The sequence below is a fragment of the Pseudomonas sp. S35 genome, from assembly GCF_009866765.1.
Taxonomy (GTDB): domain Bacteria; phylum Pseudomonadota; class Gammaproteobacteria; order Pseudomonadales; family Pseudomonadaceae; genus Aquipseudomonas.
Window position 1 is genome coordinate 3,288,663 of the sequence record NZ_CP019431.1, and the last position, 26,509, is coordinate 3,315,171.

General features: G+C 55.3%; 29 protein-coding genes. 14 read left to right on the forward strand and 15 right to left on the reverse strand.

All coding sequences use genetic code 11. From position 1 onward, the window contains the following. Positions 1-48 precede the first annotated feature (48 nt). Positions 49-456: a helix-turn-helix transcriptional regulator gene (locus PspS35_RS14510; protein WP_159935451.1), complete on the forward strand. Its 408-nt coding sequence runs from the start codon at positions 49-51 to the stop codon at positions 454-456. Positions 457-757: 301 nt separating this feature from the next. On the opposite strand, the gene PspS35_RS14515 is transcribed toward PspS35_RS14510, so the two are convergent. The 11 genes from PspS35_RS14515 to PspS35_RS14570 all read right to left on the reverse strand — a co-directional run bounded on the left by PspS35_RS14515 (position 758) and on the right by PspS35_RS14570 (position 8,282). Then, positions 758-1,021, reverse strand: a complete 264-nt coding sequence (locus tag PspS35_RS14515) for a hypothetical protein (protein WP_159935452.1) — start codon at positions 1,019-1,021, stop codon at positions 758-760. A 232-nt stretch (positions 1,022-1,253) separates the two neighbouring features. Then, entirely contained in the window at positions 1,254-1,766 is a 513-nt protein-coding gene (locus PspS35_RS14520; protein ID WP_159935440.1) for a hypothetical protein, read from the reverse strand. A 126-nt stretch (positions 1,767-1,892) separates the two neighbouring features. After that, on the reverse strand, positions 1,893-3,146 hold the full coding sequence (locus PspS35_RS14525; protein WP_159935441.1) for a hypothetical protein: 1,254 nt from the start codon (positions 3,144-3,146) through the stop codon (positions 1,893-1,895). 53 nt (positions 3,147-3,199) lie between these two features. Beyond that, on the reverse strand, positions 3,200-4,234 hold the full coding sequence (locus PspS35_RS14530; protein WP_159935442.1) for a zonular occludens toxin domain-containing protein: 1,035 nt from the start codon (positions 4,232-4,234) through the stop codon (positions 3,200-3,202). Between the two features lie 3 nt (positions 4,235-4,237). Beyond that, on the reverse strand, positions 4,238-4,522 hold the full coding sequence (locus tag PspS35_RS14535; RefSeq protein WP_159935443.1) for a DUF2523 domain-containing protein: 285 nt from the start codon (positions 4,520-4,522) through the stop codon (positions 4,238-4,240). Between the two features lie 28 nt (positions 4,523-4,550). Then, the gene (locus PspS35_RS30065; protein ID WP_174244812.1) at positions 4,551-5,588 is read right to left on the reverse strand and encodes a hypothetical protein; all 1,038 of its coding nucleotides are present in this window, start codon (positions 5,586-5,588) and stop codon (positions 4,551-4,553) included. 330 nt (positions 5,589-5,918) lie between these two features. Further along, positions 5,919-6,143, reverse strand: coding sequence for a hypothetical protein (locus PspS35_RS14550; RefSeq protein WP_159935446.1), 225 nt, complete (start codon positions 6,141-6,143; stop codon positions 5,919-5,921). A gap of 9 nt (positions 6,144-6,152) precedes the next feature. Next, entirely contained in the window at positions 6,153-6,377 is a 225-nt protein-coding gene (locus tag PspS35_RS14555) for a hypothetical protein (RefSeq protein WP_159935447.1), read from the reverse strand. After that, a complete protein-coding gene (locus PspS35_RS14560) occupies positions 6,377-6,673 on the reverse strand; it encodes a propanediol utilization protein (RefSeq protein ID WP_159935448.1) in 297 nt (98 codons plus the stop codon). Before PspS35_RS14560 ends, PspS35_RS14555 begins: the two co-directional genes overlap by 1 nt. A 269-nt stretch (positions 6,674-6,942) precedes the next feature. Then, entirely contained in the window at positions 6,943-7,155 is a 213-nt protein-coding gene (locus tag PspS35_RS14565) for a hypothetical protein (protein WP_159935449.1), read from the reverse strand. Beyond that, the gene (locus PspS35_RS14570; RefSeq protein WP_159935450.1) at positions 7,152-8,282 is read right to left on the reverse strand and encodes a phage/plasmid replication protein; all 1,131 of its coding nucleotides are present in this window, start codon (positions 8,280-8,282) and stop codon (positions 7,152-7,154) included. The genes PspS35_RS14565 and PspS35_RS14570 overlap by 4 nt, the downstream gene beginning before the upstream one ends. Positions 8,283-8,412: 130 nt before the next feature. Here PspS35_RS14570 and PspS35_RS14575 point away from each other — a divergent pair, with 130 nt between their 5' ends. After that, positions 8,413-8,820: a helix-turn-helix transcriptional regulator gene (locus PspS35_RS14575; RefSeq protein ID WP_159935451.1), complete on the forward strand. Its 408-nt coding sequence runs from the start codon at positions 8,413-8,415 to the stop codon at positions 8,818-8,820. A 301-nt stretch (positions 8,821-9,121) separates the two neighbouring features. On the opposite strand, the gene PspS35_RS14580 is transcribed toward PspS35_RS14575, so the two are convergent. After that, positions 9,122-9,385 carry a hypothetical protein gene (locus PspS35_RS14580; RefSeq protein ID WP_159935452.1) on the reverse strand — a complete coding sequence of 88 codons (264 nt, stop codon included), beginning with the start codon at positions 9,383-9,385 and terminating at the stop codon, positions 9,122-9,124. A gap of 337 nt (positions 9,386-9,722) precedes the next feature. On the opposite strand from PspS35_RS14580, the gene PspS35_RS14585 reads away from it, so the two are divergent. Further along, positions 9,723-10,211: a DUF4019 domain-containing protein gene (locus PspS35_RS14585; RefSeq protein ID WP_159935453.1), complete on the forward strand. Its 489-nt coding sequence runs from the start codon at positions 9,723-9,725 to the stop codon at positions 10,209-10,211. Positions 10,212-10,303: 92 nt separating this feature from the next. Here PspS35_RS14585 and PspS35_RS14590 read toward each other — a convergent pair whose 3' ends face one another. After that, entirely contained in the window at positions 10,304-11,917 is a 1,614-nt protein-coding gene (locus PspS35_RS14590; protein ID WP_159935454.1) for a methyl-accepting chemotaxis protein, read from the reverse strand. Positions 11,918-12,074: 157 nt separating this feature from the next. Here PspS35_RS14590 and PspS35_RS14595 point away from each other — a divergent pair, with 157 nt between their 5' ends. Next, entirely contained in the window at positions 12,075-13,283 is a 1,209-nt protein-coding gene (locus PspS35_RS14595; RefSeq protein WP_159935455.1) for a multidrug effflux MFS transporter, read from the forward strand. An 84-nt stretch (positions 13,284-13,367) separates the two neighbouring features. Here PspS35_RS14595 and PspS35_RS14600 read toward each other — a convergent pair whose 3' ends face one another. Next, a complete protein-coding gene (locus tag PspS35_RS14600; RefSeq protein WP_159935456.1) occupies positions 13,368-14,282 on the reverse strand; it encodes a tyrosine-type recombinase/integrase in 915 nt (304 codons plus the stop codon). A 108-nt stretch (positions 14,283-14,390) separates the two neighbouring features. Beyond that, positions 14,391-15,203, reverse strand: coding sequence for a hypothetical protein (locus tag PspS35_RS14605; RefSeq protein WP_159935457.1), 813 nt, complete (start codon positions 15,201-15,203; stop codon positions 14,391-14,393). A 411-nt stretch (positions 15,204-15,614) separates the two neighbouring features. Here PspS35_RS14605 and arnC point away from each other — a divergent pair, with 411 nt between their 5' ends. The 10 genes from arnC to PspS35_RS14655 all read left to right on the forward strand — a co-directional run bounded on the left by arnC (position 15,615) and on the right by PspS35_RS14655 (position 26,251). Then, on the forward strand, positions 15,615-16,646 hold the full coding sequence (gene arnC, locus PspS35_RS14610; RefSeq protein WP_159935458.1) for an undecaprenyl-phosphate 4-deoxy-4-formamido-L-arabinose transferase: 1,032 nt from the start codon (positions 15,615-15,617) through the stop codon (positions 16,644-16,646). Then, positions 16,643-18,634, forward strand: coding sequence for a bifunctional UDP-4-amino-4-deoxy-L-arabinose formyltransferase/UDP-glucuronic acid oxidase ArnA (gene arnA, locus PspS35_RS14615; RefSeq protein ID WP_159935459.1), 1,992 nt, complete (start codon positions 16,643-16,645; stop codon positions 18,632-18,634). Before arnC ends, arnA begins: the two co-directional genes overlap by 4 nt. Beyond that, positions 18,634-19,518, forward strand: a complete 885-nt coding sequence (gene arnD, locus PspS35_RS14620) for a 4-deoxy-4-formamido-L-arabinose-phosphoundecaprenol deformylase (RefSeq protein WP_159935460.1) — start codon at positions 18,634-18,636, stop codon at positions 19,516-19,518. Before arnA ends, arnD begins: the two co-directional genes overlap by 1 nt. Beyond that, positions 19,515-21,170, forward strand: a complete 1,656-nt coding sequence (arnT, locus tag PspS35_RS14625) for a lipid IV(A) 4-amino-4-deoxy-L-arabinosyltransferase (RefSeq protein WP_159935461.1) — start codon at positions 19,515-19,517, stop codon at positions 21,168-21,170. The genes arnD and arnT overlap by 4 nt, the downstream gene beginning before the upstream one ends. After that, positions 21,167-21,514, forward strand: a complete 348-nt coding sequence (gene arnE, locus PspS35_RS14630) for a 4-amino-4-deoxy-L-arabinose-phosphoundecaprenol flippase subunit ArnE (protein ID WP_159935462.1) — start codon at positions 21,167-21,169, stop codon at positions 21,512-21,514. The genes arnT and arnE overlap by 4 nt, the downstream gene beginning before the upstream one ends. Then, the gene (gene arnF / locus PspS35_RS14635; protein ID WP_159935463.1) at positions 21,511-21,912 is read left to right on the forward strand and encodes a 4-amino-4-deoxy-L-arabinose-phosphoundecaprenol flippase subunit ArnF; all 402 of its coding nucleotides are present in this window, start codon (positions 21,511-21,513) and stop codon (positions 21,910-21,912) included. Before arnE ends, arnF begins: the two co-directional genes overlap by 4 nt. After that, positions 21,909-23,288, forward strand: a complete 1,380-nt coding sequence (locus PspS35_RS14640; RefSeq protein ID WP_159935464.1) for a UDP-glucose/GDP-mannose dehydrogenase family protein — start codon at positions 21,909-21,911, stop codon at positions 23,286-23,288. Before arnF ends, PspS35_RS14640 begins: the two co-directional genes overlap by 4 nt. A gap of 3 nt (positions 23,289-23,291) precedes the next feature. After that, positions 23,292-24,914, forward strand: a complete 1,623-nt coding sequence (locus tag PspS35_RS14645) for a glycosyltransferase family 39 protein (protein WP_159935465.1) — start codon at positions 23,292-23,294, stop codon at positions 24,912-24,914. A 191-nt stretch (positions 24,915-25,105) separates the two neighbouring features. After that, entirely contained in the window at positions 25,106-25,342 is a 237-nt protein-coding gene (locus PspS35_RS14650) for a type VI secretion system contractile sheath small subunit (protein ID WP_159935466.1), read from the forward strand. A gap of 198 nt (positions 25,343-25,540) precedes the next feature. Next, entirely contained in the window at positions 25,541-26,251 is a 711-nt protein-coding gene (locus PspS35_RS14655; protein ID WP_159935467.1) for an HPP family protein, read from the forward strand. Positions 26,252-26,509: the final 258 nt, after the last annotated feature.

The following is a 26,509-nucleotide window of genomic DNA, read 5'->3' on the forward strand; positions in this document are numbered from 1 at the left end:
TAACCATCGATGTGTGTTAGCTGTACAAAAACACAGGAGGTATAGTCAATGACTCATGAGCATTCAGATGAAGCGGCGATGAACATCGGAGAGAACATCAGAAACAAGCGAGCACTCAAAAAGGTGTCGCAAAAAATTGTGGCTGAGGCGGTTGGAGTAGCAGAAAACACAGTCGCCAGCTGGGAAAAGGGTAAAAACCTGCCGCCGCCTGACAAAGTGATAGCGATTGCAAAGTACTTCAAATGCACCACCGATGAGATCTTGCTGAGCGATGAGGAACGAGGGTTGGAGATACAGATGTTGGGCCTACTCCGACGATTCGGAAGCCTGAACGAAACCCACAAACCTATAGCCCTCAATGTGATCGGCTCGATTCTCCAAGGCCTGGAAATGGAAGAGTACATGAAGGGTGAACGCAACGAAGGCAGCAAGAGATTAGGTGTGTTGGGGGACTAAGGATCGCGGGAAACCGCGGTAAAGTGGGGGTGTAACAGCACCCCCACTCCGATGGCTCCGAAAGCACGCTAAAAGCTCAGAATGCTTAAAACAGAAAACCCCCCCAAGGATCTATGAATCACTGGGGGTTTTTCTTTGGCGGGCACTTGGGAAAACAGGTAAATGCCCCCCAAGTGTTAGTAGTTGCCCCTCAAGTGTTAGTGGTTGGAAGGGGCTTTCTATGCGGACACCAGATGAGAATTTGCTATCAAAAAACGAACGGCGAATGCCTTAGAAAGAGCCTTGATGTCAACGCTGAAACTCAATCAAAAACGCGCTTAACACCAACTCGTTGCTGAGCTGGTGACCCGGCAGCCGCTTCCAAAAACTGCACATCCAAAATCTGATAGCTCTCAGATTTGCCTGTAGAAAGATTTCGCACCACTGCGTCTTTAGGTGTCAGATCCTCGCTAGTAACGAGGTACATTTCTGCGCCATTCACGCTTCCGCGAAGCTGTAAAACCGAACCGTCAGGCTTAGTAACAACGAAGACATCAGGATAAGCAAAATCGTCAAAACTACTCATATCAACTCCTTCTGAAGGCCGGGCCGGCCAATATAGAAGGGGCATTTTACCATGCATTCAGAACGTCGTTTTTCACCAGGGACTGCCACGCATAATGCACGCTATGTGTAAATCAGCCGCCGGGGCTGCGCGATTTTCCCGGCGCCTGATTCGTCCTGCAGGACGGCTTCGCTAACATAACGTACGTCGAATTATGCGAACCGTCCTATACGGAGCTGGGGGGCTCTGTCGGTCAGATTTGAAGCCTGGCACTAGCTGGTTGACGGGTCATTTCCTCCAACACCTGATCCAGGTGCGGCGCGAGCTTCAACACATCCAGGTCAATGCCTTGAACCGAGTTGGCTTCATATGGATATCGAGTGCCAACGAAAAGCTTGGAGCAAGTTGTGATCCATTTTTCCAGTTGAAAGCCTGGAGCCAATCTCTCTGACGTTTCACGCACCTGGTTGGCCATCTCAATAGGAATGGCGTTGTACAGATCGATCAGGCCATGCCTGTTTCCAGGCAAGCCGGTGACCAAACGCAAATATCCTTCGGGATCATATTCAGACCTTGGAAATCTAGGGTCAGCCTCAACAAGAAATGACTTAAGAAGCAGCTCAGACGCGAGCGCGGAATTCATCGCGGCTGGCCAGTAGAGATTGGAATCACCGTTTGAGGCACATTGTTCGAGAATCTGTGCGGCCCTCAAAAAAGAACGCGCTTCCTCGATAACCCAGGTACTCGGCAAACGCTCATAGTCCATAATCCATTACCCTTTATAGTGAATATATCGACGGCTAAGGATGAGCTTACCCTAGGTCATTGGGTGAGCTACCCTCCTCCATTTTTAATAACAATTAAATATAACTAAACTAAATAGTCATTTAGTTTAGTTATATTGATTGACCAACACAGGTGTCAAAAACAGGACAAGCTCAGTGCTGGTGGATACCGTCGAGTTGCTGGTGAACAACCATTTGAAGCCAGGAATTTTGCCCAAGAACGGCACGCTTCTAACGACGGTTGTATCCAGATCCGAATAAACACCACCCACGGCAATGGTCTGGCCGAACGGCGAAAAAACCCGGGACGTCAGCGAGGTTGTGTTGATCGGCGGCACGCCATTCATGGCATTGGAATAGTCAGGCTCATCCTTTGAAAGGATTACATCCAGCAGCACGCCCTTATCGTTAACGATCGGAGTCACGTCGAGCGACAAAGCAGCCTGCTTGAAGGATGTCGACGTTGCACCATCGCCGGCCGATTGCTGATAAGGAACCTGAGAGCCTTTAACAATTTTGGCTTGATGACGGTCAGAGGTATAAACGCGAGGACTGGAAATCACCCTGCCCTTACCTTCCTGCTCCATGGCTGAAAGCCTGGCATCGAGCGTCAGAGCGCTTGAGACAATGCCAACAGCCCCGATGGCACCAGAGGCAAAGCCAAGCGGCACAGAGCCTGAAACAGTGCCAGCACCGCTGCCTACAGTGCCACCCCATTGAACACCCAGATTCTTGGAATACGAGCGATCCACCTCGACAATACGAGCCTGGATCATCACTTGCTTCCTGGAGTAATCAACAGCAGCAATCAAGGTTTTGAGCTGCTCTAAACGCGCCTTGCTCATCCTGGCAACGATGACAGAAGAACCGTCTTCAAAATTTAGAGTCTCTCCAGGATCGAGAGGAAATGCTTTTATTGCGTCGGACGCCAAAATGTTATGCACCTTGAAGATCGAAACATCAAAAGAGTTGACGCCAAAGGAAGGACTACTTTGAATTTGCTGGTCTTGGGCAGCAACATATGAATTTGTTGAATATGAATCACCTGGGCGTGGATAACCACTAACACGAAGAAACTTACCTTCAATGGTATATAAAAGCCCCTTTGCCGAAGTCACATACTCAATGGCTTCATCCCAGGTCACATCCTTCATACGCATAGAAAGTGAACCACGGACATTTTCGTCCAGCACAAGATTCAAGCCCCTGTAATCGGCAAGAAGCTGTAAAGCGGACGAGACCTGAATAGTTTGAAAATCAAAAGTCAGTTGCTGAGGGACTGTTTCCGCTTGGGAAAAGGAAACAAAGAAAAACAGAAAGACAGAGACATAGAGGCCGCGAAGAAACTTACAGGTATTCATGGGGTGATTTCCGGCTGATTGGTCAATTAATTGGGCGCGGTCTTAGCGCTACGCTAAAGACCACCCCCAATTAATCCACCTGTAATTGGATTAGGTTTTTTTAATGACCAATTAGTGATCTTGAAACCATCAACCAAGCAATAAGCCTCAGTAAAGTCTGGGAAATATCGACAATGAGAAAAAGAAATGTAACGAGTATTTCCATTGTTATCAGCTACCAGGGCAAGAGCTTCAGATACAGCCTTTGAAGATGGATCAGGCTTTGACGGATGAACAAAGCCAACAAGCCGCCAAGTGGTTGAAATCGGAAGCTCAGCAGGTGAACTAGGTTGTTTTGGTGTAGAAACAGACACTGAGTGCTTCACACCAGGTTGATCAGTAGTAAAGAACTTTTTGACAAAATAAACACCCAGGACAATGCAAACAACAAAACAACCCAGTGCCGACCACAAACCAAAAGAACGCAAAATACTTGAACGACCATCTGCCGAAGATTCATCACCCACGGCACCAGAGTTTGATTGAGTAGCAGACTTATAGAATGAATAAACAGACTGCTTAAAGGTTCCGGCAGTGGTTCTGATTAACTTTGTTTTTGAAGGTGCATCACCAGTAACAGCACCATTGTAAATATCTACCTTGAAAGTCTTCTTTGTGATTTTTCGAATTCGATAGGTGGTCTCAATCAAAAGACGTACCCATGACGAAATTTGAGCAAGGTCTTGAGTCACAAGAACCACACGCATCGAATTGTTCTTTGCATCAACACGGTGCCTATGTTCAGCAAGCAAGGACTTATCAGTAAGGTTGGCTTGGTTCACATTTTTACCTGCGGGCCACCTCCTCCAACATTCGTCGATAATCGCAACAGATCCAGGTGGAATAATCTCGGAAAGGTCATCAAGCTCAAACCAATTATCAGGCAGTTGAGTAATATTTCCTCCATAAACAGACAACAAATCATCAATGGACAACGGAATATTAGTAACCACATGCCTGTCTTGCTTAAGAGACGGAATTACAACGTGCTCAACGACGCCGTAGCTTTTGCCGTGACCTGGTTTACCAACATAAGCATGGATTGCCATAAATCACCCAATAAACGGAATGCGACGAACAAGGAAGCGCAACAAATAGGCGCTGCTAACAACAGTAATCCCAAAAGGTAACTGCATCAAATTCATGAAATACCAAACAGATGGAGAAATGTTAGTAAACAACTCTCCCGAACTTGTAAGTAATCCCATGATGAAACTGGAGCTAATCAACTCTAAAAGTGATTGCCAAAGCCAATCAGCAACTTGAATTATCAGATCAACAAAAAATTGCAAAATCTCGCGGAGAATCGATAGCAGCCAATCACCGAAAGCAGACATAAACACCTCAAATTTTTAGCGGCTAAAATTACGCGGACAGGAAAATACGCAAGGCAAGGATTGACCAGGCCGCCAGAAATACAGCTGCAAGAATTGAGGAAACCGAATCAAACAATGCGCAATGCGCATCGAAAGTAATCATGGTTCCAAGGAGCTGAACAGTGGCGGTGGGACAGGCTGCCAGAGAGCCACCAGCAGCCATTTTCTGATTAAATTCAGTAAGAGCCTTACCGAATCCTGACTCATTTAAATCGGCTTCCATGCCACGGACAAAGGCATCGTAGTGAACAGCGTTAACCTCACTATCAAGAATTGAGTCCCCCTTTAGTGATCCTGGATTATTGAAAGAAAGCTCACCGTCAAAACCGGAATCACCATCCCCACCGTTACCACCATCGCCATCGCCGCCGTCATTCCCACCACCAGGATTGGTGCCACCATCGCCGCCGTCGCCAGGATCAGTACTGGGAGTGAGAGGATCTCCAACGGACGGCGACTTATACCCGGACTCAGCACCGCACGAAGGACTCGCGGTATTAAGACCCACGAAGTAGTTACAAAAACCAGTGACTGTAGAGCCTGGAGACAGATAGCAGGTGCTACCGGAGGCGGAACTAGCCAGGTAAGAACAAGAGTTGTGACAAACATCAGCAGTAACAGAACCAACTGACCACGCGACATAATATTTATCTCCTGATTTTATTGCAGCAGCATCGGGGCCACGAGTCTCGACTGTTTCAGGGCAAACGGCAGCCTCCTTAACAATATCGACACTATCATTAAAAGGAGACCCATAAAAAGTCCAGGAATAAGCACAGCTTGCATTTGAAGTACCGTTCATGGTGCAAGAGCCAGCAGTGTACCCAATTTTATTTGGGTTTGTATTAGCCGACTTAACCGCATTTACGAATGCGGTTATAAACGACTCAGGCGTGTCCTGGACACTGGCGGCAGAACATTCACTGGAATAAGAGGCCGCATATGAAGAAGTGCACTTCCAGCCAGCAGAAGCGGTCGATGAGAACGCAGCGAGAAGTAAGAAATAAATGAGATAAAGATACTTCATATCACCACCCGGAAAAGACGGCAAACGAGCAACCAGATCCAATGCAGAACATGGCAAAATAATAGAGCTGATCCATTAGGAATATAACCTCAACGCCCAACCAAGACCTGCGTAAAAAAGCCCCGTCATAAGGGCGCCGGATAAAAACGAAAAAACAAATGTTATGGCAATAATTCTCTTAATCAAAAGTAAAGAAATAACACCTCTAGAAAAACGATTTGGAAATCTATGTAACGCAGTGTGCTTATAGAAACGGCGCATGATTCAACCCATTATATTAAGCAAAAAAAAGGACGCCCGAAGACGTCCAGGTCGAACAGGGATAAAGCCTTAACCGCGCAGGAAGCCCAGAACGATACGAGCGCCTTTGATACCGGCGTAAACACCAGCAAGAATGCCAGCAACAGCCAGAACACCAACTGAAATGGTGCTGAAGTCGATGGATGAAGTCAGACCGCTGTAATCCCAGGCAACAGGATCAGCAGCGAAAACTGAAGAAGCCGAAACAGCGAGAACAACAGCGGAAACAGCTACAGCACTAGATTTTTTGAACATGGGAAATACTCAGGATTGTTTGATGAAATTTAAAAACGCGCGTATTCCCATCGACATAACCATAAAGCTGGCTACTAATGTGAATCCGGCGCCAAAAGCTTGAGCCAAAATAACTGGATCAAGTTGTGAAGGATCAAAAGGGACAGTGTAAGGAACAGAAACCCAATCGATCGAGCACGAAGGAACACCGCCCTGAATGATTAAATCACCGGGGCAATGCAATAAACCGGACATTACGTAGACTTCTGCGGTGTCGAAGAACCAGGAGCACCGGAACTAATACGACGACCTTGACGAGGATCGACTTCAAAAATCAGACGATCATCGCGAACTTGCGCGTTCACATCACATTCATACTTTCCAGGCTGAGGAACCTGCTGGGGAGTCTCAGCGTAAAAAGTGCATTTCTGCGGGTATGGAATATTTGGCAAGTGAGCATATGCTTCAAACATGCAATATGGTTTTCCCGACTTGGCAGCAGTACCACTGCGGTGATTGCCGGTTACTTCAACTACGATAACATTAGACATGTAATGCCCTTATCTCAGTGTTGGAAAGCCTGGAACAGTGCCGGGCTTACGGTATGCCCAACTGGGCGCAATAGCCTCAGGGTTACGCCTGAAGGTTTTGAATTTTCGTGAAGAGCGCTGACGTTCTACTTCTTGCTGAGCCAATGCAGATAGAAACAAGCGCATAAGACTATTAATCCCAGCACGTTCATCACATTGAGGGTTGTTGAGAGCATTAAGAAACTCCATTTCTACTGCAAAGCGTAGATTTTGATAAGCAACCCTATCCATCAGAAATTCACCCAGTCGGCAATGCAGAGTGTTCCTTTTTCTTCGTAATCAAAAAACCACCGCTCTTTTAGAGCTTCTACAGCCTTGATCGCTTCTTCAACCTGCTGAGCAAGAATAGGATTGATAAAAGAGCTGCGCACATGCTGCTGTTCAGCTAGACGACGACGCTGGCCAGCAGTAAGTACGGTGGCATCAAACTTAACTGTTTTCATGCAGCGACCTGCTGGAGATGATTTGCTCGTTGATACCAGGACGGAATAGCCAAGGTGGACTTAGTGACCTCACGGCACTGTCGCACAAATATTGGAGCAAACCGGCTGGTGTCGCAGGCGTTACGAATGTTGATACCGATGCGATTTAGCTTGGCTGCGTGATCCTGAACTTGTCGCTTCTTAAAATCAAAACGCTGACCATGCATCCACTGAATGGCATAAAGAGCCGTTGTATTTGCAGCGCGAGTAGTGTCAACAATGTTTTCTACCAAGAGTTGCTCGCTAATGCTAACGATATCCATAGCAGTCACCTTCAGCTTTTCATCAATTTTAAGAAACTCACAGTGGAGCTTGGCTAAACGCCCTTCATCAAATAGGCCCCAATAACAAAGGGCTTCGCGCTGCAAAAATTCACTTTTAAGCTCTTGCTCTAGACGCACTACACCTTCAGTAGTGCAGTAATCTCGAATGCGCTGAACATATTTGTATTCGGCTGAGTCCTCACCAAAAATACGTTTGATTTTTGGCAAGGAGTTTTGATCCATTTCAAAAGTCTTGTCATAAGCCTTTCGATACTGCAAACGACCACCTTGACCGTTACCTTTCGGAGTCCATGCAACAGTACGACCATTGGGATACAAGAAGCCGATAGAGTGGCCAATGCGTTGACTTGATACGCCGCGCAAGTAAGCCAAAACATTGCCTTCGCCCAACGCAAAATTGGTTGTTAGGTCGATACGTTCGATTTTTGCGCCGTCAGCAATCCGATCGCCAGAGCTGGCACCCGAAGCACCTTGGCGAATATCGAGGCGAGTACAACGAGTAAAACCAGGCAAGCCATATTCGCGAAGAAGCTGGTTGTAGACAGAAACGCACTGCTCAATGGTTGTAAAACCAAAAAGATTGTCCAGCCGCCCTACTCTGCTTGGATTGCCCTCAACTCGAATCTTTCGGCCTTGGACATGAATAGTGACGGAGGTCGAATAACTGGCTTCGTGTTTGAAACGAGGTTGTTTGGTGCTCAAGACTTCGTTGGTGTTGGAATCGACAGTCAGCGTAAAGATTCCGCATACGATCGGTAGATCATGCTGATGCTCCTGCGAAATTGTGAGCCAATCGATGAACATCCGAAATCCTTGTCAAGCCAATACACGACGCAGGCAAGACTACGTCATGTGTTAGGCTATTTGCAAGAGATACGTAGCAGCTTAACCATCGATGTGTGTTAGCTGTACAAAAACACAGGAGGTATAGTCAATGACTCATGAGCATTCAGATGAAGCGGCGATGAACATCGGAGAGAACATCAGAAACAAGCGAGCACTCAAAAAGGTGTCGCAAAAAATTGTGGCTGAGGCGGTTGGAGTAGCAGAAAACACAGTCGCCAGCTGGGAAAAGGGTAAAAACCTGCCGCCGCCTGACAAAGTGATAGCGATTGCAAAGTACTTCAAATGCACCACCGATGAGATCTTGCTGAGCGATGAGGAACGAGGGTTGGAGATACAGATGTTGGGCCTACTCCGACGATTCGGAAGCCTGAACGAAACCCACAAACCTATAGCCCTCAATGTGATCGGCTCGATTCTCCAAGGCCTGGAAATGGAAGAGTACATGAAGGGTGAACGCAACGAAGGCAGCAAGAGATTAGGTGTGTTGGGGGACTAAGGATCGCGGGAAACCGCGGTAAAGTGGGGGTGTAACAGCACCCCCACTCCGATGGCTCCGAAAGCACGCTAAAAGCTCAGAATGCTTAAAACAGAAAACCCCCCCAAGGATCTATGAATCACTGGGGGTTTTTCTTTGGCGGGCACTTGGGAAAACAGGTAAATGCCCCCCAAGTGTTAGTAGTTGCCCCTCAAGTGTTAGTGGTTGGAAGGGGCTTTCTATGCGGACACCAGATGAGAATTTGCTATCAAAAAACGAACGGCGAATGCCTTAGAAAGAGCCTTGATGTCAACGCTGAAACTCAATCAAAAACGCGCTTAACACCAACTCGTTGCTGAGCTGGTGACCCGGCAGCCGCTTCCAAAAACTGCACATCCAAAATCTGATAGCTCTCAGATTTGCCTGTAGAAAGATTTCGCACCACTGCGTCTTTAGGTGTCAGATCCTCGCTAGTAACGAGGTACATTTCTGCGCCATTCACGCTTCCGCGAAGCTGTAAAACCGAACCGTCAGGCTTAGTAACAACGAAGACATCAGGATAAGCAAAATCGTCAAAACTACTCATATCAACTCCTTCTGAAGGCCGGGCCGGCCAATATAGAAGGGGCATTTTACCATGCATTCAGAACGTCGTTTTTCACCAGGGACTGCCACGCATAATGCACGCTATGTGTAAATCAGCCGCCGGGGCTGCGCGATTTTCCCGGCGCCTGATTCGTCCTGCAGGACGGCTTCGCTAACATAACGTACGTCGAATTATGCGTAATACCATGTGCCGGCCAGCCAGTCCTAGGCTTGGAGAATTCACGCACCACCACAGCATTATTTGACCGGCCGATGGCAACCCCCTCAATCGTCATCTTTACTCGTCCCCACGGACATCGGTGCCTTGGAGGTTTTGCATGAAGCGATTCGCAGTCTTGTGGTGCTCACTCGCGTTGCTCAGCGGATGCGACATCAGCTTCAACCAGAACACGCCCAAGGTCACCGCAACCGATCCCGGTACGCCGCAACAGCAACAGCAAGTGTTCGATACCGCTCGGGCATTTCTGGCTTTGCTGGATGCCGGTACAGCGCAAATGACTTGGCCTGCAGTCAGCCCGGTGCTGCAGGCCAAGACATCTCAACAGGTGTGGGTCACCAGCCTCAAAGGTTTGCGGCTTGGGCTGGGCTCATTTCAGAAACGAGAGCCCGTGGCGCTTGGTTTTATCGATCAATTACCTGACGCGCCTGCCGGGAATTACGCGGTGATCGAGTTCGCCTCGACGTTTGCCATGACCACCGTCCAGGAAAAAGTCATCCTGCGCGATGATGACAAGCACTGGGGAATCGCGGGGTATTTCGTCCATAAGCGCGTGGATTTCGCTGACCAGGATAAGAAGGCCCCCTAGCCCGGCCAAACCCGCATTATTCAATAATAATATAACTCAACTAAATGACTATTTAGTTGAGTTATATATGAGCGCCGCTCGCCAACTCGTTGCTAGAGCTGAAAGCGGTCCACAGATTGCGACAGTTTGCCCGCCAAGTTGGACAATTCGTCCGTCGTTGACGCGGTCTGCCCGATTACCCGGCTGTTGTTTTGCGACATGCTGGCGATCATTTCCACTTGATGGGAGATTTCATTGCTGGCCAGGCTCTGCTCACCGATGGTGCGCGAGATATCGTTGACCAACTCCGTGGTATTCAACGTGGCCTGCAAGATTTCGCGGATGGCCCGTTCCACCTCGGCTGTCACGGCCATGCCTTTGTCCACTTGAGCAACGCCCTCCTCCATGCTCGTCACGGCCTCGCGGGTGTTTTGCTGGATGCGGCCGACCATGCTGGCAATTTCCTGGGTTGACGCGCTGGTGCGTCCCGCCAGGCTGCGTACTTCATCGGCAACTACCGCAAAGCCCCGGCCTTGCTCACCCGCACGGGCCGCTTCAATCGCAGCATTCAGGGCCAGTAGATTGGTCTGGTCGGCGATCCCCTTGATGACCTGGATGATGCTGTAGATCGCCTCGGACTCTTTGTCCAGCGTGCGGATCACCTGGGCCGACTGTTGCGCTGAACGCGCAATGCCATCCATGTCGCTGACGACTTGGTGAATCACCCGGCCGCCATCCTTGGCCAGGGTTTCGGCTTGGTTTGCCATGTCCAGGGCGCGACCGGCATGCCGGGTGATTTCTTCAATGCTGGCGGTCATTTCACTTGCCGCCGCGGCCATCGTGCTGGCAGCGGTACTTTGTTGCTGGCTGCTGTCGGCGACCTGGTGGCAGCCTTGGCTCAATTGTTCGCTCATGCCGTTGACGCCGTGGGCATTGCTGCGCACCACTTCGATCATGCCGCGCAGGTCCCGCTGCATGGTCGCGAGGCTGCGAATCAACACACCTGCTTCGTCCTTGCGTCGCGGCTCCACAATCGGCTCGCTCAAATTGCCCCTGGCGATACTTGCCGCAATGCGGCTGGCAGCCTGCAACGGGCCCATGATGCTCAAAGTGACCCAGCGGCCCTGGGCCAATAACAGTAAAAGGCTGGCAATCAACACTGCGCCCAAGGTCAGGTTGGCCGTGGCGATGGTCTGCCGCGTGCCGGCGCTGGTTTGTTGGGTCTTGGTTTCGATCAGTTCGCTCAGGGCTGCCATCTGGTCTTCCAACTGGCTGAACGCGGTATGGAAACTGTCCAGCTCTGCGCGCGCCGCTTCAGGATTGTCCAGCGCCAGGGCGACAATGCGTTCGCCGGCACTGACATAGGTATCCAGGCTGGGTTTGATTTTTTCCAGGCTGGTCTTGAGCGTATCGTCCAGCGGCAGCTTGAGGTTATCGCCCAGTACCTGGCGGAAATGCTCGGCATGTTCCTTGAGTGAGCTCTTGACGTCGGCCTGGGTGCTGGTGCTCTTGCCCAACCCCACCAGCATGGCTGACAACACATCGGCACGCAGGGCGTCGTGCATCATGTCGGCCTCCATGTGGTTGCGCAGCACGGTCATGCTCACCTCGTTTTCCTGCACGGCATCGCCCATCCGTGAGTTCCCCAGGTAACTGGCCAGGCTCATGACCAAGGCTGTAAGCAGCCCGGTCGCAATCAACAGCATCAAGCGTAATTTGATCGTCATGCTGGTATCCCCGTACCTGGACCGCCGGTTGGGAACCCAACCGCTCGAACGTCGCTAGTACTGTTATCGGCAACAGTTGCTGGTTAGTGAAGCCTAAGTTTGCGGATCTGCGCAGATCCCTTAAGCTGACCGACGTCTGTTTTGTCCGGAACTGCCCATGTCACGAAGTATTGCCCACCTTGCCCTGCTCCTGGGGTTGATCACTGCTGTCGGCCCCTTCGCTATCGACGGCTACCTGCCTGCCCTGCCTACCCTAGGTGCCAGCCTGCATGCGTCACCGGCGGCGGTACAGATGAGCCTGACGGTGTTCTTCATCATCGTCGGCGTATGCCAGTTGTTCTACGGACCCATCAGCGATGTGTTCGGGCGCAAGCCGCCGATTTATGCCGGATTGGTGATCTTTACCATAGGTAGCATCGGCTGCGCCCTGGCCCCTAGCGTTGAAGTGCTGATTGGCTTTCGCGCCGTGCAGGCGTTTGGCGCATGCGCCGGGATGGTAGTGCCCCGGGCGATCGTGCGTGACCTGTACACCGGCCATGAGGCCGCGCGGTTGATGGCCCTGCTGATGCTGGTAATGAGTGTCTCGCCGATCCTCGCACCGCTGGCCGGCAGCGTGGTGATCGCGCTCTGGAGCTGGCGCGAAGTGTTTGTCGTATTAGCGGTGGTCGCCGTGGCGTGCCTGGTCATGACCATCGTGCAACTGCCTGAAACCCACCCGCCAGAGCGGCGTTTGGGCAAGACCCTGGGCAACGCATTCAGCAGTTATGGGGCGCTGCTGCGCGATCCGGTGTTCATGGGGTTATCGGCGGTCTGCGGGTTTGGCCTGGGGACGTTTTTTGTGTTTATCGGCAGTGCTCCGTTTGTATACATCGAATATTTCGGCCTGACGCCCACTGAATTCAGCCTGTGCTTTGCACTTAACGCCGCGTCGTTTTTTGCCTTGAGCCAATTGACCGCGCGCCTGAGTGCACGCTTCGGCCTGGAACCGTTGATTCGCTGGTCTGTCACGGCGGTGGCGGTAATCACCGTGTTGCTGGCGATTACCACGCTGTGGACCGACAGCCTGGCTCTGATGATGACACTGCTGTTTATAGGTTTCGGATTCCTGGGCTTGCTGTTGCCGGCGGCCGGCGTGTTGGCCCTGGAGGATCATGGCGCGGTAGCGGGTTCTGCATCTGCCTTGCTGGGTGCTATCCAGATGATCACGGGCGCGGTATCGATGACGCTCGTCGGTGTCTTTGCCGACCACACCCCGGCGCCAATGATCATCGGCATTGCGCTGTGCGCGGTTGCGGCAATGCTCACGGTGATTTGGACATTGCGCCGTTTGCCAGCCCGCTTGGCGAGTGCCCCGCCCTCCTCCTGAATGCGGTGACTGGGGGTAACCCTATCCCCTAGGCTGGGTGGCGCTAGAAGCGCTGAACCTGATCTCGTGGTGAGCGCCCGCTCACTACAGATCAAACCGGTCTACTGCTCGACGGCGTTCGTTGTCGTCGCGCACGTCGTAGCTGGCGGTGGTCTGGATATTGGTGTGATGCGCCAACTTTTGCGCAATCGACAGATCATGTTCCTCAATCACCCGCGTGATAAACGAGCGACGAAAGTCATGGGGCATAATCTTCACCCCCACCTGCTCTCCACGTTGGCGAGCGATGTAGTAAATCGCGTGTTTGGTGATGCGTTCGCGGGTGATATGGCTGCCCCGGCGGATGCGGTTGAACAGGAAGCTGTCGTCCTGCTCGCCTTCCTTGAGCTGCTCGCGACGAAACGCCAGCCAGGCTTGCAACTTGGCAAACGCCCAGTCGGGCGCGTACTTGACCAGTTCTTTATTGCCCTTGCCAATCACCCGCAGGCTGCGTTCTTCGAAGTTGACTTGCGCCAAGTCAAGGTTGACCGATTCTGACTTGCGCATGCCGGAGCCATAAAGGATACCGATCACTGCGGCATCGCGCAGGCCCTGGGGCCGAGGGTCGGCGGCGCAGACTTCCATCATTTCGCGAATCAGCGTACGCCGCAGGTTGCGTCCCTGGCCCAACCGGGTACCGGATGCGGCCTTGACCGTACGCATCTTCAACAGGTGCTCCTGGCTGATCAGGCTCATGCGCCAGGCTTCATTCATCACACCGCGCACGGCGTTCACATACAGCGAAGAGGTGTTCGGCGCATAGCCGTCCTCGCGCAGGGCCGCTACCAGGGCGATGACGTGATCGGGTTGCAAGAGGTGCCAGTCGATCTCTTCGAGGTTGATGTCCTCGAAGCCCAGGCGGTCGGCGGCGTCCTGCAGCACGTAGCGCATGGTCAGTTGGCTGGAGGGAGCCAGACGGGTTAGATAGAGGGTCAGCGGGTTGCGGATAGACTCAGTCAAGGTAGATCAGCCCTTGGATTAAATTCCTCGAACAAGCCTTTGATTAATCGAGGTATTTATTGAATTGGCGAAGGGCGAGTCTAACGCAGGACTGGCCCTCGCACCAAATCATGGGGCGACCTCTTCTTCTTCGGTGGCGTCCTGCGGCTGGGTTTGTGCCTGGCTCCATTCGGCGTCTTGCTTCTGCATCAGCGCGAACCAGTGCTGGCGCATGAAGGTCAGGTACGCTTCGGGGGCGTTGGCAAAGTCCTTCTCACCGCCGTAGCAGCCCGGCAATGGCAACTCGGTGCCCTGCTCCTTGTACTGGCTGACCACTGCCTGTTGCCCGGTGACGCTGCAATCCTTGGGCAACGGCATGCCGCGCAGTGCGCCGGCCTCTTCGTCCCACCACGCCGCACCATACCGGTCTACGCCGCGTAAACGGTACTTCTGCGACTTGCCTACATGCATGATCAGCTTGAATTCATTGGGGCTGACATCACTGGTGCAGGTTCGCGAATAACCCACGGTGGCTTGAGTGACGCCGTCGCCGGTGAGGTCAGTGACCTTGGTCGCGGCTCTATCGAAGTGTAACGCTGCGTCGAATTCGCAATGTTGCACATCGTCGTAGAGCATCCACACGCGCTTGGGACGGTTGCCGTCAACCAGGTACTGCGCCGCATACACAAACGCTGACTGCGTGCCGTCGTCTTCCCGCTCGCTGACTTGCTCGGCGAGCACCAGCAGGTTCTTGCCCTGACGATCATCCCAGGTATAGGCGGCGATCTGCTTGCCACGCACTTCCACACCGTCCGGTACTTGATCGATGCTGGTGAGCGCCACGCCGGCATCGGCCCACGCGGTGGTGACGCATGCCGCGCCCATAAACAACCCTATCAATACTGGCCGCAACTGGCCGCGTAAACGCTGCACGCTATTCATCCGATTACCCTGGCAAGAGACGGCGTACTTTACCGGCACTTGAGGGGCATTGCAGAGAAGATTCTTAAATCGTGGCCCCAGTTCTGATGGTGCTCACCCACGTTGAACTAAACGCGTTGCATACCGTTCCCATTTAACCGCGAACTAACCCTCCGTAGCGCCTCAAGGTTTAGCTGAACCCTGGCTGTCTGTCTGTTAAATAAACGAATTTTGGACTTTTCCTTCATACCTTTCCTACATTTTTGAGCTTAGTCTTTAATACAGAAGTTCAAGGTGATCCGTGCCTTGCTAACCAACCTACTGTTTAATTTCAATTTTTTTGTATTTTTTCGAGCATTTTCACTGCGTACCCTCCCATTGATCGCTGCTGTTTCACGTGCTGGCTTGCTCTAACCCCGAGGTCACAAATCTTTGAAACCCTACCCTATTCATTGTGTGTCGATCGTTATTCCGGTCTACAACGAACAAGAAAGCCTGCCTGAATTGCTGCGTCGCACGACGGCCGCCTGCAAGCAACTGGCCTACGAATACGAAATCATCCTGGTGGATGACGGTAGCCGCGACAACTCCGCCCAATTGCTGGAAGACGCCGCCGCGCAAGACGCCAGCAACGTAGTCGCGGTGATCCTCAACCGCAACTACGGCCAGCACGCGGCGATCATGGCCGGTTTCGAACAGTGCCGGGGCGACGTGGTGATTACCCTCGACGCTGACCTGCAGAACCCGCCGGAAGAAATCCCGCGCCTGGTAGAGCAAGCCGCACTGGGCTACGACGTGGTCGCCACGGTGCGCAACAATCGTCAGGACTCGGCCTTTCGCCGCTGGCCGTCACGGCTGATCAACCTGGCGGTGCAACGCTCCACCGGCGTGGCCATGAGCGACTACGGCTGCATGCTGCGCGCCTACCGCCGCACCATCGTCGACGCCATGCTCGCCTGCCGTGAGCGCAGCACCTTTATCCCGATCCTCGCCAACGGGTTTGCCCGCCACACCACGGAAATCCTGGTGCACCACGCCGAGCGTGAACACGGCGAGTCCAAATACAGCGCCATGCGCCTGATCAGCCTGATGTTCGACCTGCTCACCTGCATGACCACCACGCCTCTGCGCCTGCTGTCCATTGTCGGTTTCAGCCTGGCGGCACTGGGCATGCTGTTCGCCTTTGCGCTGATTATCCTGCGCCTGGCCTTTGGTGCCGATTGGGCGGGCGACGGCCTGTTCGTGCTGTTCGCGGTGCTGTTCGTGTTTACCGGCGGCCAGTTCATTGGCATGGGCCTGCTAGGTGAATACCTGGGCCGCATGTACAGCGATGTGCGCGCCCGCCCACGTTTCTTTATCGAAAAAGTGCTGCGCAACCAACCGGCAGCACCGGCTCCCGTGGTCGTCGTTGACGGCCTCGTGTCTTCCCATACTTCCACTTCTGCCGATCAGGTCCAGTCATGAGTTCAAAAGCTGTTGTATTCGCGTACCACGATATTGGTTGTGCAGGCATTGAAGCGCTGCTCAATACCGGTTACGACATTGCGGCTGTGTTTACCCATGCCGACGATCCCAAGGAGAACAACTTCTATGGCTCCGTCGCCCAACTCTGCGCCCGCAAGGGCATCCCGGTGCATGCGCCGGAAGACGCCAATCACCCGCTGTGGGTCGAGCGCATCGCCAAGCTGAAGCCGGACTACATTTTCTCGTTCTATTACCGCAACCTGTTGAGCGAACCGCTGCTGGCAATCGCCAGCAAAGGCGCGTTCAACCTGCACGGCTCGCTGCTGCCCAAATACCGTGGCCGCGCCCCAGCCAATTGGGTGCTGGTCAACGGCGAAACCGAAACCGGCGTGACCCTGCACCGCATGGTCAAACGTGCCGACGCCGGCGCGATCCTCGCCCAGCAAACAGTCACCATCGACCGCAGCGACACGGGTGTTAGCCTGCACGCCAAGCTGCGCGATGCCGCCAGTAACCTGTTGCGCGATGCCTTGCCGCAACTGGCCCAGGGCAAGCTGACTGAAACCGCCCAGGACGAAAGCCAGGCTACTTATTTCGGTCGCCGCACGGCGGCGGACGGCAAGCTGGACTGGAAACAACCGGCTGAAACGCTGTTCAACCTGGTTCGCGCCGTGACCCAGCCGTATCCAGGCGCCTTCTGCGCCGTCGGCGAGCACAAGCTGATCGTCTGGCAAGCCGAGGTGGTCAAGGGCAATGAAGGCCTGGAGCCGGGCCGTGTGATCAGCGTCAACCCGCTGCGCATCGCGTGCGGCGAAGACTCCCTGGTGGTCCAGTTCGGCCAGCGCAACGACAACGGCCTGTACCTGGCCGGTCCGTCCCTGGCGGACGAGCTCGGCCTGGTGGACGGTTCTGTGCTGCGCGGCGCCGAGTCCGGGCGCAAGCTGCGCCGCACCCGCGTGCTGATCCTGGGTGTGAACGGCTTTATCGGTAACCACCTGTCCGAGCGTCTGCTGCGTGATGATCGTTACGAAGTCTACGGCCTGGACATCGGCTCCGACGCCATCGAGCGCCTGCGCAGCCACCCCAATTTCCATTATGTGGAAGGCGATATCAGCATCCATACCGAGTGGATCGAGTACCACATCAAGAAGTGCGACGTGGTCCTGCCGCTGGTGGCCATCGCCACGCCGATCGAGTACACCCGCAACCCGCTGCGTGTGTTCGAGTTGGACTTCGAAGAGAACCTCAAGCTGGTGCGCTACTGCGTCAAGTACAACAAGCGCGTGATCTTCCCGTCGACCTCCGAAGTCTATGGCATGTGCCAGGACCAGTACTTCGACGAAGACACCTCCAACCTGGTGGTTGGCCCGGTCAACAAACAGCGCTGGATCTACTCGGTCTCCAAGCAACTGCTGGACCGCGTGATCTGGGCCTACGGCGCCAAGGGCCTGAACTTCACCCTGTTCCGCCCGTTCAACTGGATGGGGCCGCGTCTTGATCGCCTGGATTCTGCGCGTATCGGCAGCTCCCGTGCCATCACCCAACTGATCCTCAACCTGGTCGAAGGCACGCCGATCCGCCTGTTCGACGGCGGCGAGCAGAAACGCTGCTTCACCGACATCGCCGACGGCATCGAAGCCCTGGCACGCATCATTGATAACGACAACGACGTGTGCAACGGCCAGATCATCAACATCGGCAACCCGGAAAACGAAGCCAGCATCCGCCAGTTGGGCGAGGAGCTGCTGCGCCAGTTCGAAGCCCACCCGCTGCGCAGCAACTTTCCGCCGTTCGCGGGTTTTCGCGACGTCGAGAGCAAGGCGTTCTACGGTACCGGTTACCAGGACGTGGCCCACCGCAAGCCAAGCATCGAAAACGCCAAGCGCCTGCTGAACTGGGCGCCGACCGTGGAAATGAGCGAAACCATCGGCAACACCCTGGATTTCTTCCTGCGTGAAGCCATGCTCGAAATCGCGGATAAAAAGTAATGAAGGCAGGCTTGCGCATCGACGTCGACACCTACCGTGGCACCCGTGAAGGTGTGCCACGGTTGCTCGAAGCCCTGGATGAAGCGGGGGTCAAGGCGACGTTCTTCTTCAGTGTCGGCCCGGACAACATGGGGCGCCACTTGTGGCGCCTGATCCGCCCGCAGTTCCTGTGGAAGATGCTGCGCTCCAATGCTGCCGGCCTGTACGGCTGGGACATTCTGCTGGCCGGCACCGCCTGGCCGGGCAAGCCGATTGGCCGTGACCTGGGGCACTTGATGCGCCAGGCCAAGGCCGCCGGGCATGAGGTTGGCCTGCACGCGTGGGATCACCACGGCTGGCAGGCCAACACCGGGCGCTGGAGCGATGCACAGTTGGTCGAGCAGATCAGACTGGGTGTCGACACCTTGAGCGACATCCTGGGTGAACGTGTCGACTGCTCAGCCGCTGCCGGTTGGCGTGCCGATGAACGTGTGGTGCAAGCCAAGCAAGGTTTCAACTTGCGCTACAACAGCGATTGCCGGGGTACCAGCCTGTTTCGGCCGACATTGGCCGATGGCAGCGCCGGTACGCCACAAATTCCGGTGGACCTGCCGACCTTCGACGAAGTCGTCGGGCCGGCGGTGGCTGCCAAAGACTTCAACCGCTTCATTCTTGAGCGCTTTGCCGAGACGAAGCTCAACGTCTATACGATCCACGCAGAAGTAGAAGGGATTCTGATGGCCAATGACTTCCGCCAATTGCTCGCCCAGGCTGGGCAGCGTGGCATCGACTTCACCCCATTGGGCGACCTGCTGCCCGTCGACCTCACCACCTTGCCACAGCAACACTTGGTACGCGGCGCATTGAGTGGCCGGGAAGGCTGGCTCGGGGTGCAGCAAGCATGATCCGTCGTTGGGCGCTGCCCCTGCTGCTGTTGGCGTTCGGTGCGTTTTACCTGCTGCCGCTGGCCACCCACGGTCTGTGGATTCCCGATGAAACCCGCTATGCGCAGATCAGCCAGGAAATGCTGCTGACCGGCAAGTGGGCATCGCCGCACTTCATGGGCATCCGCTACTTCGAGAAACCCGCGGCCGGTTACTGGATGATCGCGCTGGGGCAGGCGCTCTTCGGGCAGAACCTGTTTGGCGTGCGTTTCGCTTCGGCCCTGAGTACCGGGTTGAGCATCCTGCTGGTGTACCTGATGTCGCGCCGGTTGTGGAATGACCCGCATAAGAGCCTGGTCAGCACCGTGCTGTACATGAGTTTTGTCAGTGTTGCGGCGCTGGGCGGGTATGCCAACCTCGATCCGCAGTTCACCTTTTGGGTGAACCTGACCGGCGTGGCGTTGTGGTTTTGCTTTGACAGCACTACTCGTAACGGTCGCCTGGGGGCCTGGGCGCTGCTTGGCTTTGCCTGTGGGATGGGCTTTATGACCAAGGGTTTTCTGGCGTGGCTGTTGCCGGTGTTGATCGCTCTGCCCTATGCGATCTGGCAGAAACGCTTTGGCGAGCTGCTCAAGTTTGGCGTGGTTGCCGTGGTCGTGGCGATTGTCGTCAGCCTGCCTTGGGCGCTGGCCGTGCACCTGCAAGAGCCGGACTACTGGCACTTCTTCTTCTGGCATGAGCACATCCAGCGCTTTGCCGGTGAGGATGCCCAGCATGCCGAGCCGTTCTGGTATTACCTGCCGCTGCTAGTGGCGTTCTCACTGCCGTGGGTGGCGTTGCTGCCGTCGACACTCAAGCAAGCCTGGCAGGACAAGCGCAGCGCAAAAATCGGCTTTGTGTTGCTGTGGCTGCTGATGCCCCTGGCGTTTTTCAGCCTGGCCAAAGGCAAGTTGCCCTCCTACATCATGCCGTGCCTGCTGCCCCTGGCCCTGTTGATGGGCTCGACCCTGGCCGACAAACTGGCCGCCGGCCGTGGCCATGCGCTGCGCATCAATGGATGGCTGAACCTGCTGGTCGGCGTTGCCGCCTTGCTGGCGCTGACTTGGTTTCAATTAAAGAAACCGGTGTATGAGCATGGGCAGGAAACCCTCAGCCTGGTCGTGGTGTTCACCTTCCTGTTCGGTTGGATCATCGTCAACCTGCTGCAAGCCGCACGGCCGATGCAACTGTGGGCCGCGCCAGCGCTTGGCAGTTGGCTGATGGTCGCCCTGCTGCCAGCCGCACTGCCCCACTCGGTGGTGTACAACAAGACCCCGGACTCATTCATCGTCGACCACCTGCCGGAACTGCAACCGGCCACTGCCTTGCTCAGCAATGACCTCGGCGCAGCGTCGGCCTTGTCGTGGCGCCTGCAACGCCCGGATGTGACGCTTTACAACACCGTGGGTGAAGTGAAATACGGCCTCGCCTACCCGGATGCCCGTCATCACAAGGTGGATACCACCCAAGTCCAGCAGTGGATGAGCGACGCCCGCAAAAAAGGTGCCGTCGGTGTGGTGATGCGCGTTAAAGGTGACGACGAAATTGCCGAAGTTTCTCTGCTGCCCAATGACGGTCGGCGCTATGAGCAAGGCAATATCGTGATTCTTATTTTCCCGCAGGTGGCACCGTGATCACCCTGCTGCTGTTATTGGCCGCCTGCCTGTTGACCTGCATGGGCCAGGTCTCGCAGAAGTTTGCTGTGGAAAGCTGGCGCGACCAGCCCGACGGCTGGGCGCTGAAACTGCGCTCACCGTGGTTGTGGGTCGCGTTGATCTGCCTCGGGCTGGGCCTGCTGGTCTGGCTGCTGGTGTTACAACGCCTGGAGGTGGGCATCGCTTACCCGATGCTTAGCTTGAACTTCGTATTGGTCACGCTGGTGGCGCGCTTTGTCTTCCATGAGGCGATTGACCGCCGCCACTGGGTGGGCGTGTTGCTGGTGATCGCCGGTGTCGTGCTGTTGGGGCGCCAGGTATGAGCCGGGTTCAAGGCTTTGCCCTGGCCCTGGGCAGTGTCGGTCTGGTGAGTGCCGCCCAGTTGGGCATGCGCTGGAGCATGACGCGTTTGCCGCTGCCCCACGAATGGCTCACGGCTCAGATCGATCTCGGCGCCCTGGGCGTGGTGATCCTGGCGATCTTCGCTTATGCGCTGTCGATGCTCTGCTGGCTCGGTGCGCTCAAGCACCTGCCCCTGGGTCGCGCCTATTCATTGCTGAGCATCAGCTATGCGCTGGTGTACCTGCTGGCAGCCAGCCTGCCGGTGTTCAACGAACATTTTTCCGTTTCAAAAACCCTGGGGGTGGCGCTTGTCATCCTCGGTGTGCTGATCATCAACTCTCGTCGTGCCAGTGCTACTCGTCCCAGGAATGCCCCATGAAAATCAGTGTATTTGGTAGTGGTTACGTCGGCCTGGTACAGGCCACCGTATTAGCCGAAGTCGGTCATGATGTGATCTGCATGGACGTCGATCAGAACAAGGTCAGGCTGTTGCAGCAAGGCCACGTGAGCATCTTCGAGCCGGGGCTGGCGGCAATGGTCAAGGAGAACCTTGAGAGTGGGCGCCTGCATTTCACCTTTGATGAAAAGCTCGCCGTGGAGCACGGTGAAGTGTTGTTTATCGCCGTAGGCACGCCTTCGGATGAAGACGGCTCGGCGGATTTGAAATACGTGCTGTCGGTGGGCGATGCCGTGGCCCGTCATCGAGTCGCCCCGGTGATCCTGGTGGAAAAGTCCACCGTGCCCGTGGGCACTGGCGATACCCTACGAGCCCATATCGAAAAGGCCCTGCGCGTGGCTGGGCGGCATCTTGAGTTCGATATCGTCTCGAACCCGGAATTCCTCAAGGAAGGCTCGGCCGTTGCCGACTGCCGCCGCCCGGACCGCATCATCATCGGCTGCGAGCGTGAGGAAGTGCGGGAGGTCATGCGCGACCTGTACGCGCCGTTCAACCGCAACCATGACCGCATCATTTTCATGGACTTGCGCAGCGCCGAGCTGACCAAATACGCGGCCAACTGCATGCTGGCCACCAAGATCAGCTTTATCAATCAGATTGCCGAACTGGCCGAACACTTGGGCGCCGACATCGAATCGGTGCGCCTGGGCATCGGAGCCGACTCGCGCATCGGCTATCACTTTATCTATCCTGGTTGCGGCTACGGTGGCTCATGCTTCCCCAAGGACATGCGGGCGTTGATCCATAGTGCCAAGCAGGCCAACTGTTCCAGCGACCTGTTGGAAGCCGTGGAAGCGATTAACCAACGGCAGAAGAGCAAGTTGTTTGAGCGCATCAATGCGTTTTTCAAAGGCAACCTGCGTGGCAAAACCTTCGCCCTGTGGGGCCTGGCCTTCAAACCCAATACTGACGACATGCGCGACGCCCCCAGCCGTGTGCTGATGGAAGCCCTTTGGGCGGCAGGCGCCAATGTGCGTGCGTTCGACCCGGAAGCCATGCAGGAAACCCAACGCCTCTACGGCGACGAAGCACGCTTGATGCTGATGGGCACGCCAGAGTCCACGTTGGCCGGGGCTGACGCGTTGATCGTCTGCACCGAATGGCAACAGTTCAAGGCGCCGGACTTCGACCTGATCCACCAACGCCTCAAAACCCCGGTGATCTTCGATGGGCGCAACCTGTACGACGGCGAACGCCTGTCGCGCAAAGGTTTCCAGTATTTCCCGATTGGGCGTGGCGACTCCTGCCAGTTGCCGATTCCCCAACAGCAGTGGGTGCCGCAGGTCGTGGAAGCCTGATACGTGAACAAAGCCCGACCGTCCCTGCTGAGCGCTCCGATCCGCCGTCAATCCCTCGGGTTGGGATTGTTGGCGTTGTTGCTGTTTATCGCCGGTAGCTGGCATCAGGCGATTATTGGTTTCGACTCACGCTTCGTGGTGTTTGCCCAGGAAATGCTGCGCCACGGGCCGGGCTTTTTTCCCACCACCTATGGCCAACCTTATGCCGATTACCTGGCCACTTCGACGCTGCTGACCTGGCTGTTGTCGTTGCCCCTGGGCGAAGTCACCAGCCTCACGGCCTGGCTGCCAACGGCGATTGCCTCGGCACTGATCGTCACCCTTGTGTACCGCCTGACCGCACCCTACGGCCAGCGTTGGGGGCTGATGAGCATTGCCGTGTTGTTACTCAGCAGCACCTTTATCAGCGAAACCCGGGCGGTGTCCCTGGACCAGATGCTCACCGCCATCACCCTCGCGGTATTTTACCTGGGTTATGCCCACGATCACTTCGGTGCAGGCAAACGCTTGCACTGGGTGTACGTCCTCTTGATCCTGGGCTTTGCGATTCGTGGGCCGATCGGGCTGGTGGTGCCTACGGGCGTGTTGTGCAGCTACTACCTGATCAACCGACAATGGCGACAACTTTTCAGCTTAGGGTTACTGGCGCTGGCACTGTTGATGGCCTGTGTCGGCCTGCTGTTGCTGATGGCCAAGCTCAGTGGCGGCGAACACTTCATGCAGGACGTGATTCGCATGCAGTTTCTGGGGCGCATGGACGGCAGCGAAGGCTCCAGTGGCGTGCTGTATTACTTCACCAGTTCCTTGGGCAATTACGCGATGGCCTACCCACTGGCGCTGCTGGTGTTGCTGGCCATGCTGGTCAGCGGCAGGCGCGTACCGGGCCCGGCGTTGCAGTTGGTGTGGTATTGCGCTGCCGCCGGCTTGCTGGTGCTGGTTGGCTTATCGATTCCCCAGGCGAAAAAGGCGCGCTATGTACTGCCGATGCTGCCGATGGCGGCGATGATTGCCGCGTACCCCTTCCAGGTCGCGCACGGGCGTCTGTTTGCCTGGTTGCGTAGGCTGATGCTGAGTCTATGGACACTATTGCCGGCACTGCTGATCATCGGGCTGGTGGTCGTGCGCCCACGTTATCCGGAGCAGTTGAGTCATCTGGAGCCAGCGTTCGCAGTGCTGGGCGCGTTGCAGGCGCTGGCACTGCTGACGCTGTGCACATCTCGCCTGCGCCCAGCGGGGCCCGCTTTCGCCGCCGTACTGGCGGTGTGGGCCACTTACATACTCGTGGTGGAACCGCTGCAGCGCAGTGTCTACGACACCCGCACATTCACCTTGCAGGTTCAACAGCAGGTGCTGCAACAGCCGGCTCCCGTGGTACTGCACGGCCTGGGCAAAGACGCTAAGGCTATCAAATACATGGTCAACCTCGACTGTGACAGGGTGCCACTGTTTACGCAGCAGGGCTCTGAGCTCACGCCACTGCAGGGGCCCGCGTGGCTGGTGATGAGTGCGACGGATTTCGCCGGTTTGAAAGACCCACGGTTTAGCGCCATCAAGCCGACCCTCACCGCAGAGTTCGACAGGAACCCCTATGTGCTGCTGCACTTGGCCAAACCGTCGCAGCCCTGAGCATAGGCGCGGAAGACTCCTACACAGCTATGCGTAAAAACCTCTGCCATTTTCCTTTCCGGCGCCAGAGACCCGACGTTACACTCAACGGCATGAGTCGATGAATATGGACCGCCACTGAATACGGATCACAGCAACGACGTTATAAGCCCACGCTGCTGCCGCGGGTTACTTCGCAAGAGGACAATGCCGTGCCAAATGATGTTTCTGCTGAAATACCTGCCTTATCGGCACGCCATGAAATACACATCGGCTATTTACCCGCGCCGCCACTGGATCGACTGATGGCACTGCGCAATGCCCTGGTGGCGATGAAAGGTCCGCTGGTCAGCGAATTGGATCTACAGGAAAACCTGCGAAAGTGCTTGTTCAGCAAAGAAGCCGATGACCGTGTGATGGGCGAGCCTACCCCGTCCAATCCCGGTTGATCGATTCGACTTGTTTGGATCGAAAACCTTTAAGTGCATTATTTTTGCATTTAAACCGCATTAATATGCATTGGCGCAGCACTTCCAGGCACGGCACACTGCGCAGTGTTCCTCCCCCAAATGCAGGAACTTTCAAAGGGCTTTTCCGGGCAACCAGACAAGCCTTTTTTTTGCCCGCCGTTTATGGACTTTCTTTCAATGCTCGCTCGCTGGTTCCCTGCTGCTATCAACACCCGTCCTTCTGAATGGAGCCGCGCCGCCATTGGCATGGCCCTGGGGACTATGTTCAGTGTCTGGCTGTGTGCCCAGGTCTTCGGCATGGAGGTGGCGCTGCACCTGCTTGGCCCGCTGGGGGCCTCTGCCGTGCTGTTGTTCGCCGTGTCCTCCGGTGCGCTGGCGCAACCCTGGTCGATCATCGGCAGCTACTTGTGCGCCGGTGTGGTTGCGTTACTGGTTGCTCGGGTGCTCGGACGCACCTTGGGCGGCGCCTGCCTCGCGGCGGGCATGGCGGTGGTATTGATGTGCTGGCTGCGTTGCCTGCACCCGCCGGCAGGTGGCTTGGCCATGACGCTGGTATTGGCTGATCCTGCCTCCGCAGCCCTTGGCTGGTATGAATTGGGCGCAGTGCTGTTGGGTGCGAGTGCCCTGCTCGCCTGCGCGCTGGCGTATAACAATGTCACGCGCACGCGCTATCCCAAGGGCGCTGTTGAATCACCGGCGGCAATCCTGGTCGCCCCCAACGCCCACAGTACTCCCGCCATCATCGCCGCTGATTTGAAGCTGGCACTGGCCGAAATGGAACAGTTCTACGACGTCGAGCCCACGGCGCTTGAGCAGTTAATCCACGCTGCAGAAACCCACGCCCGGCGGCGCAGCATCGGCGAAGTGCTGGCCCGTCGGGTGGGGTGACACACGCGACGGAAGGCCCATCTCGCAGCTTGCAATGGGGCCTGCGCGGACTAGAGTAAATACACCACTTGAAGTTGTCTGCTGTTCACCGTGACGTCTGGATACACGTTTTTCCAGTAGCGAAGACAAAGGAATGTCTGGCTATGGATCCATATCCATCAAGCGTCGTCGTGTATCGGTCATTGCCGTCACCCCCTCACGCTGCCTGCGCTCCTACTCGAGTGTTTCGACAGTAAATGTTGGAAGCGAGAGGGCCCG

Bases quoted from the DNA above. Each gene is read 5' to 3' on its own strand.
- PspS35_RS14585 (WP_159935453.1), top strand. From the start codon at position 9,723: ATGAAGCGATTCGCAGTCTTGTGGTGCTCACTCGCGTTGCTCAGCGGA.
- PspS35_RS14575 (WP_159935451.1), top strand. From the start codon at position 8,413: ATGACTCATGAGCATTCAGATGAAGCGGCGATGAACATCGGAGAGAAC.
- PspS35_RS14535 (WP_159935443.1), bottom strand. From the start codon at position 4,522: ATGTCTGCTTTCGGTGATTGGCTGCTATCGATTCTCCGCGAGATTTTG.
- arnT (WP_159935461.1), top strand. From the start codon at position 19,515: ATGATCCGTCGTTGGGCGCTGCCCCTGCTGCTGTTGGCGTTCGGTGCG.
- PspS35_RS14605 (WP_159935457.1), bottom strand. From the start codon at position 15,203: ATGAATAGCGTGCAGCGTTTACGCGGCCAGTTGCGGCCAGTATTGATA.
- PspS35_RS14580 (WP_159935452.1), bottom strand. From the start codon at position 9,385: ATGAGTAGTTTTGACGATTTTGCTTATCCTGATGTCTTCGTTGTTACT.
- arnD (WP_159935460.1), top strand. From the start codon at position 18,634: ATGAAGGCAGGCTTGCGCATCGACGTCGACACCTACCGTGGCACCCGT.
- arnA (WP_159935459.1), top strand. From the start codon at position 16,643: ATGAGTTCAAAAGCTGTTGTATTCGCGTACCACGATATTGGTTGTGCA.
- PspS35_RS30065 (WP_174244812.1), bottom strand. From the start codon at position 5,588: ATGAAGTATCTTTATCTCATTTATTTCTTACTTCTCGCTGCGTTCTCA.
- PspS35_RS14530 (WP_159935442.1), bottom strand. From the start codon at position 4,234: ATGGCAATCCATGCTTATGTTGGTAAACCAGGTCACGGCAAAAGCTAC.
- PspS35_RS14550 (WP_159935446.1), bottom strand. From the start codon at position 6,143: ATGTTCAAAAAATCTAGTGCTGTAGCTGTTTCCGCTGTTGTTCTCGCT.
- PspS35_RS14595 (WP_159935455.1), top strand. From the start codon at position 12,075: ATGTCACGAAGTATTGCCCACCTTGCCCTGCTCCTGGGGTTGATCACT.
- PspS35_RS14565 (WP_159935449.1), bottom strand. From the start codon at position 7,155: ATGAAAACAGTTAAGTTTGATGCCACCGTACTTACTGCTGGCCAGCGT.
- PspS35_RS14655 (WP_159935467.1), top strand. From the start codon at position 25,541: ATGCTCGCTCGCTGGTTCCCTGCTGCTATCAACACCCGTCCTTCTGAA.
- PspS35_RS14520 (WP_159935440.1), bottom strand. From the start codon at position 1,766: ATGGACTATGAGCGTTTGCCGAGTACCTGGGTTATCGAGGAAGCGCGT.
- arnF (WP_159935463.1), top strand. From the start codon at position 21,511: ATGAGCCGGGTTCAAGGCTTTGCCCTGGCCCTGGGCAGTGTCGGTCTG.
- PspS35_RS14515 (WP_159935452.1), bottom strand. From the start codon at position 1,021: ATGAGTAGTTTTGACGATTTTGCTTATCCTGATGTCTTCGTTGTTACT.
- PspS35_RS14570 (WP_159935450.1), bottom strand. From the start codon at position 8,282: ATGTTCATCGATTGGCTCACAATTTCGCAGGAGCATCAGCATGATCTA.
- PspS35_RS14560 (WP_159935448.1), bottom strand. From the start codon at position 6,673: ATGTCTAATGTTATCGTAGTTGAAGTAACCGGCAATCACCGCAGTGGT.
- PspS35_RS14590 (WP_159935454.1), bottom strand. From the start codon at position 11,917: ATGACGATCAAATTACGCTTGATGCTGTTGATTGCGACCGGGCTGCTT.
- PspS35_RS14525 (WP_159935441.1), bottom strand. From the start codon at position 3,146: ATGAATACCTGTAAGTTTCTTCGCGGCCTCTATGTCTCTGTCTTTCTG.
- PspS35_RS14510 (WP_159935451.1), top strand. From the start codon at position 49: ATGACTCATGAGCATTCAGATGAAGCGGCGATGAACATCGGAGAGAAC.
- PspS35_RS14640 (WP_159935464.1), top strand. From the start codon at position 21,909: ATGAAAATCAGTGTATTTGGTAGTGGTTACGTCGGCCTGGTACAGGCC.
- PspS35_RS14555 (WP_159935447.1), bottom strand. From the start codon at position 6,377: ATGTCCGGTTTATTGCATTGCCCCGGTGATTTAATCATTCAGGGCGGT.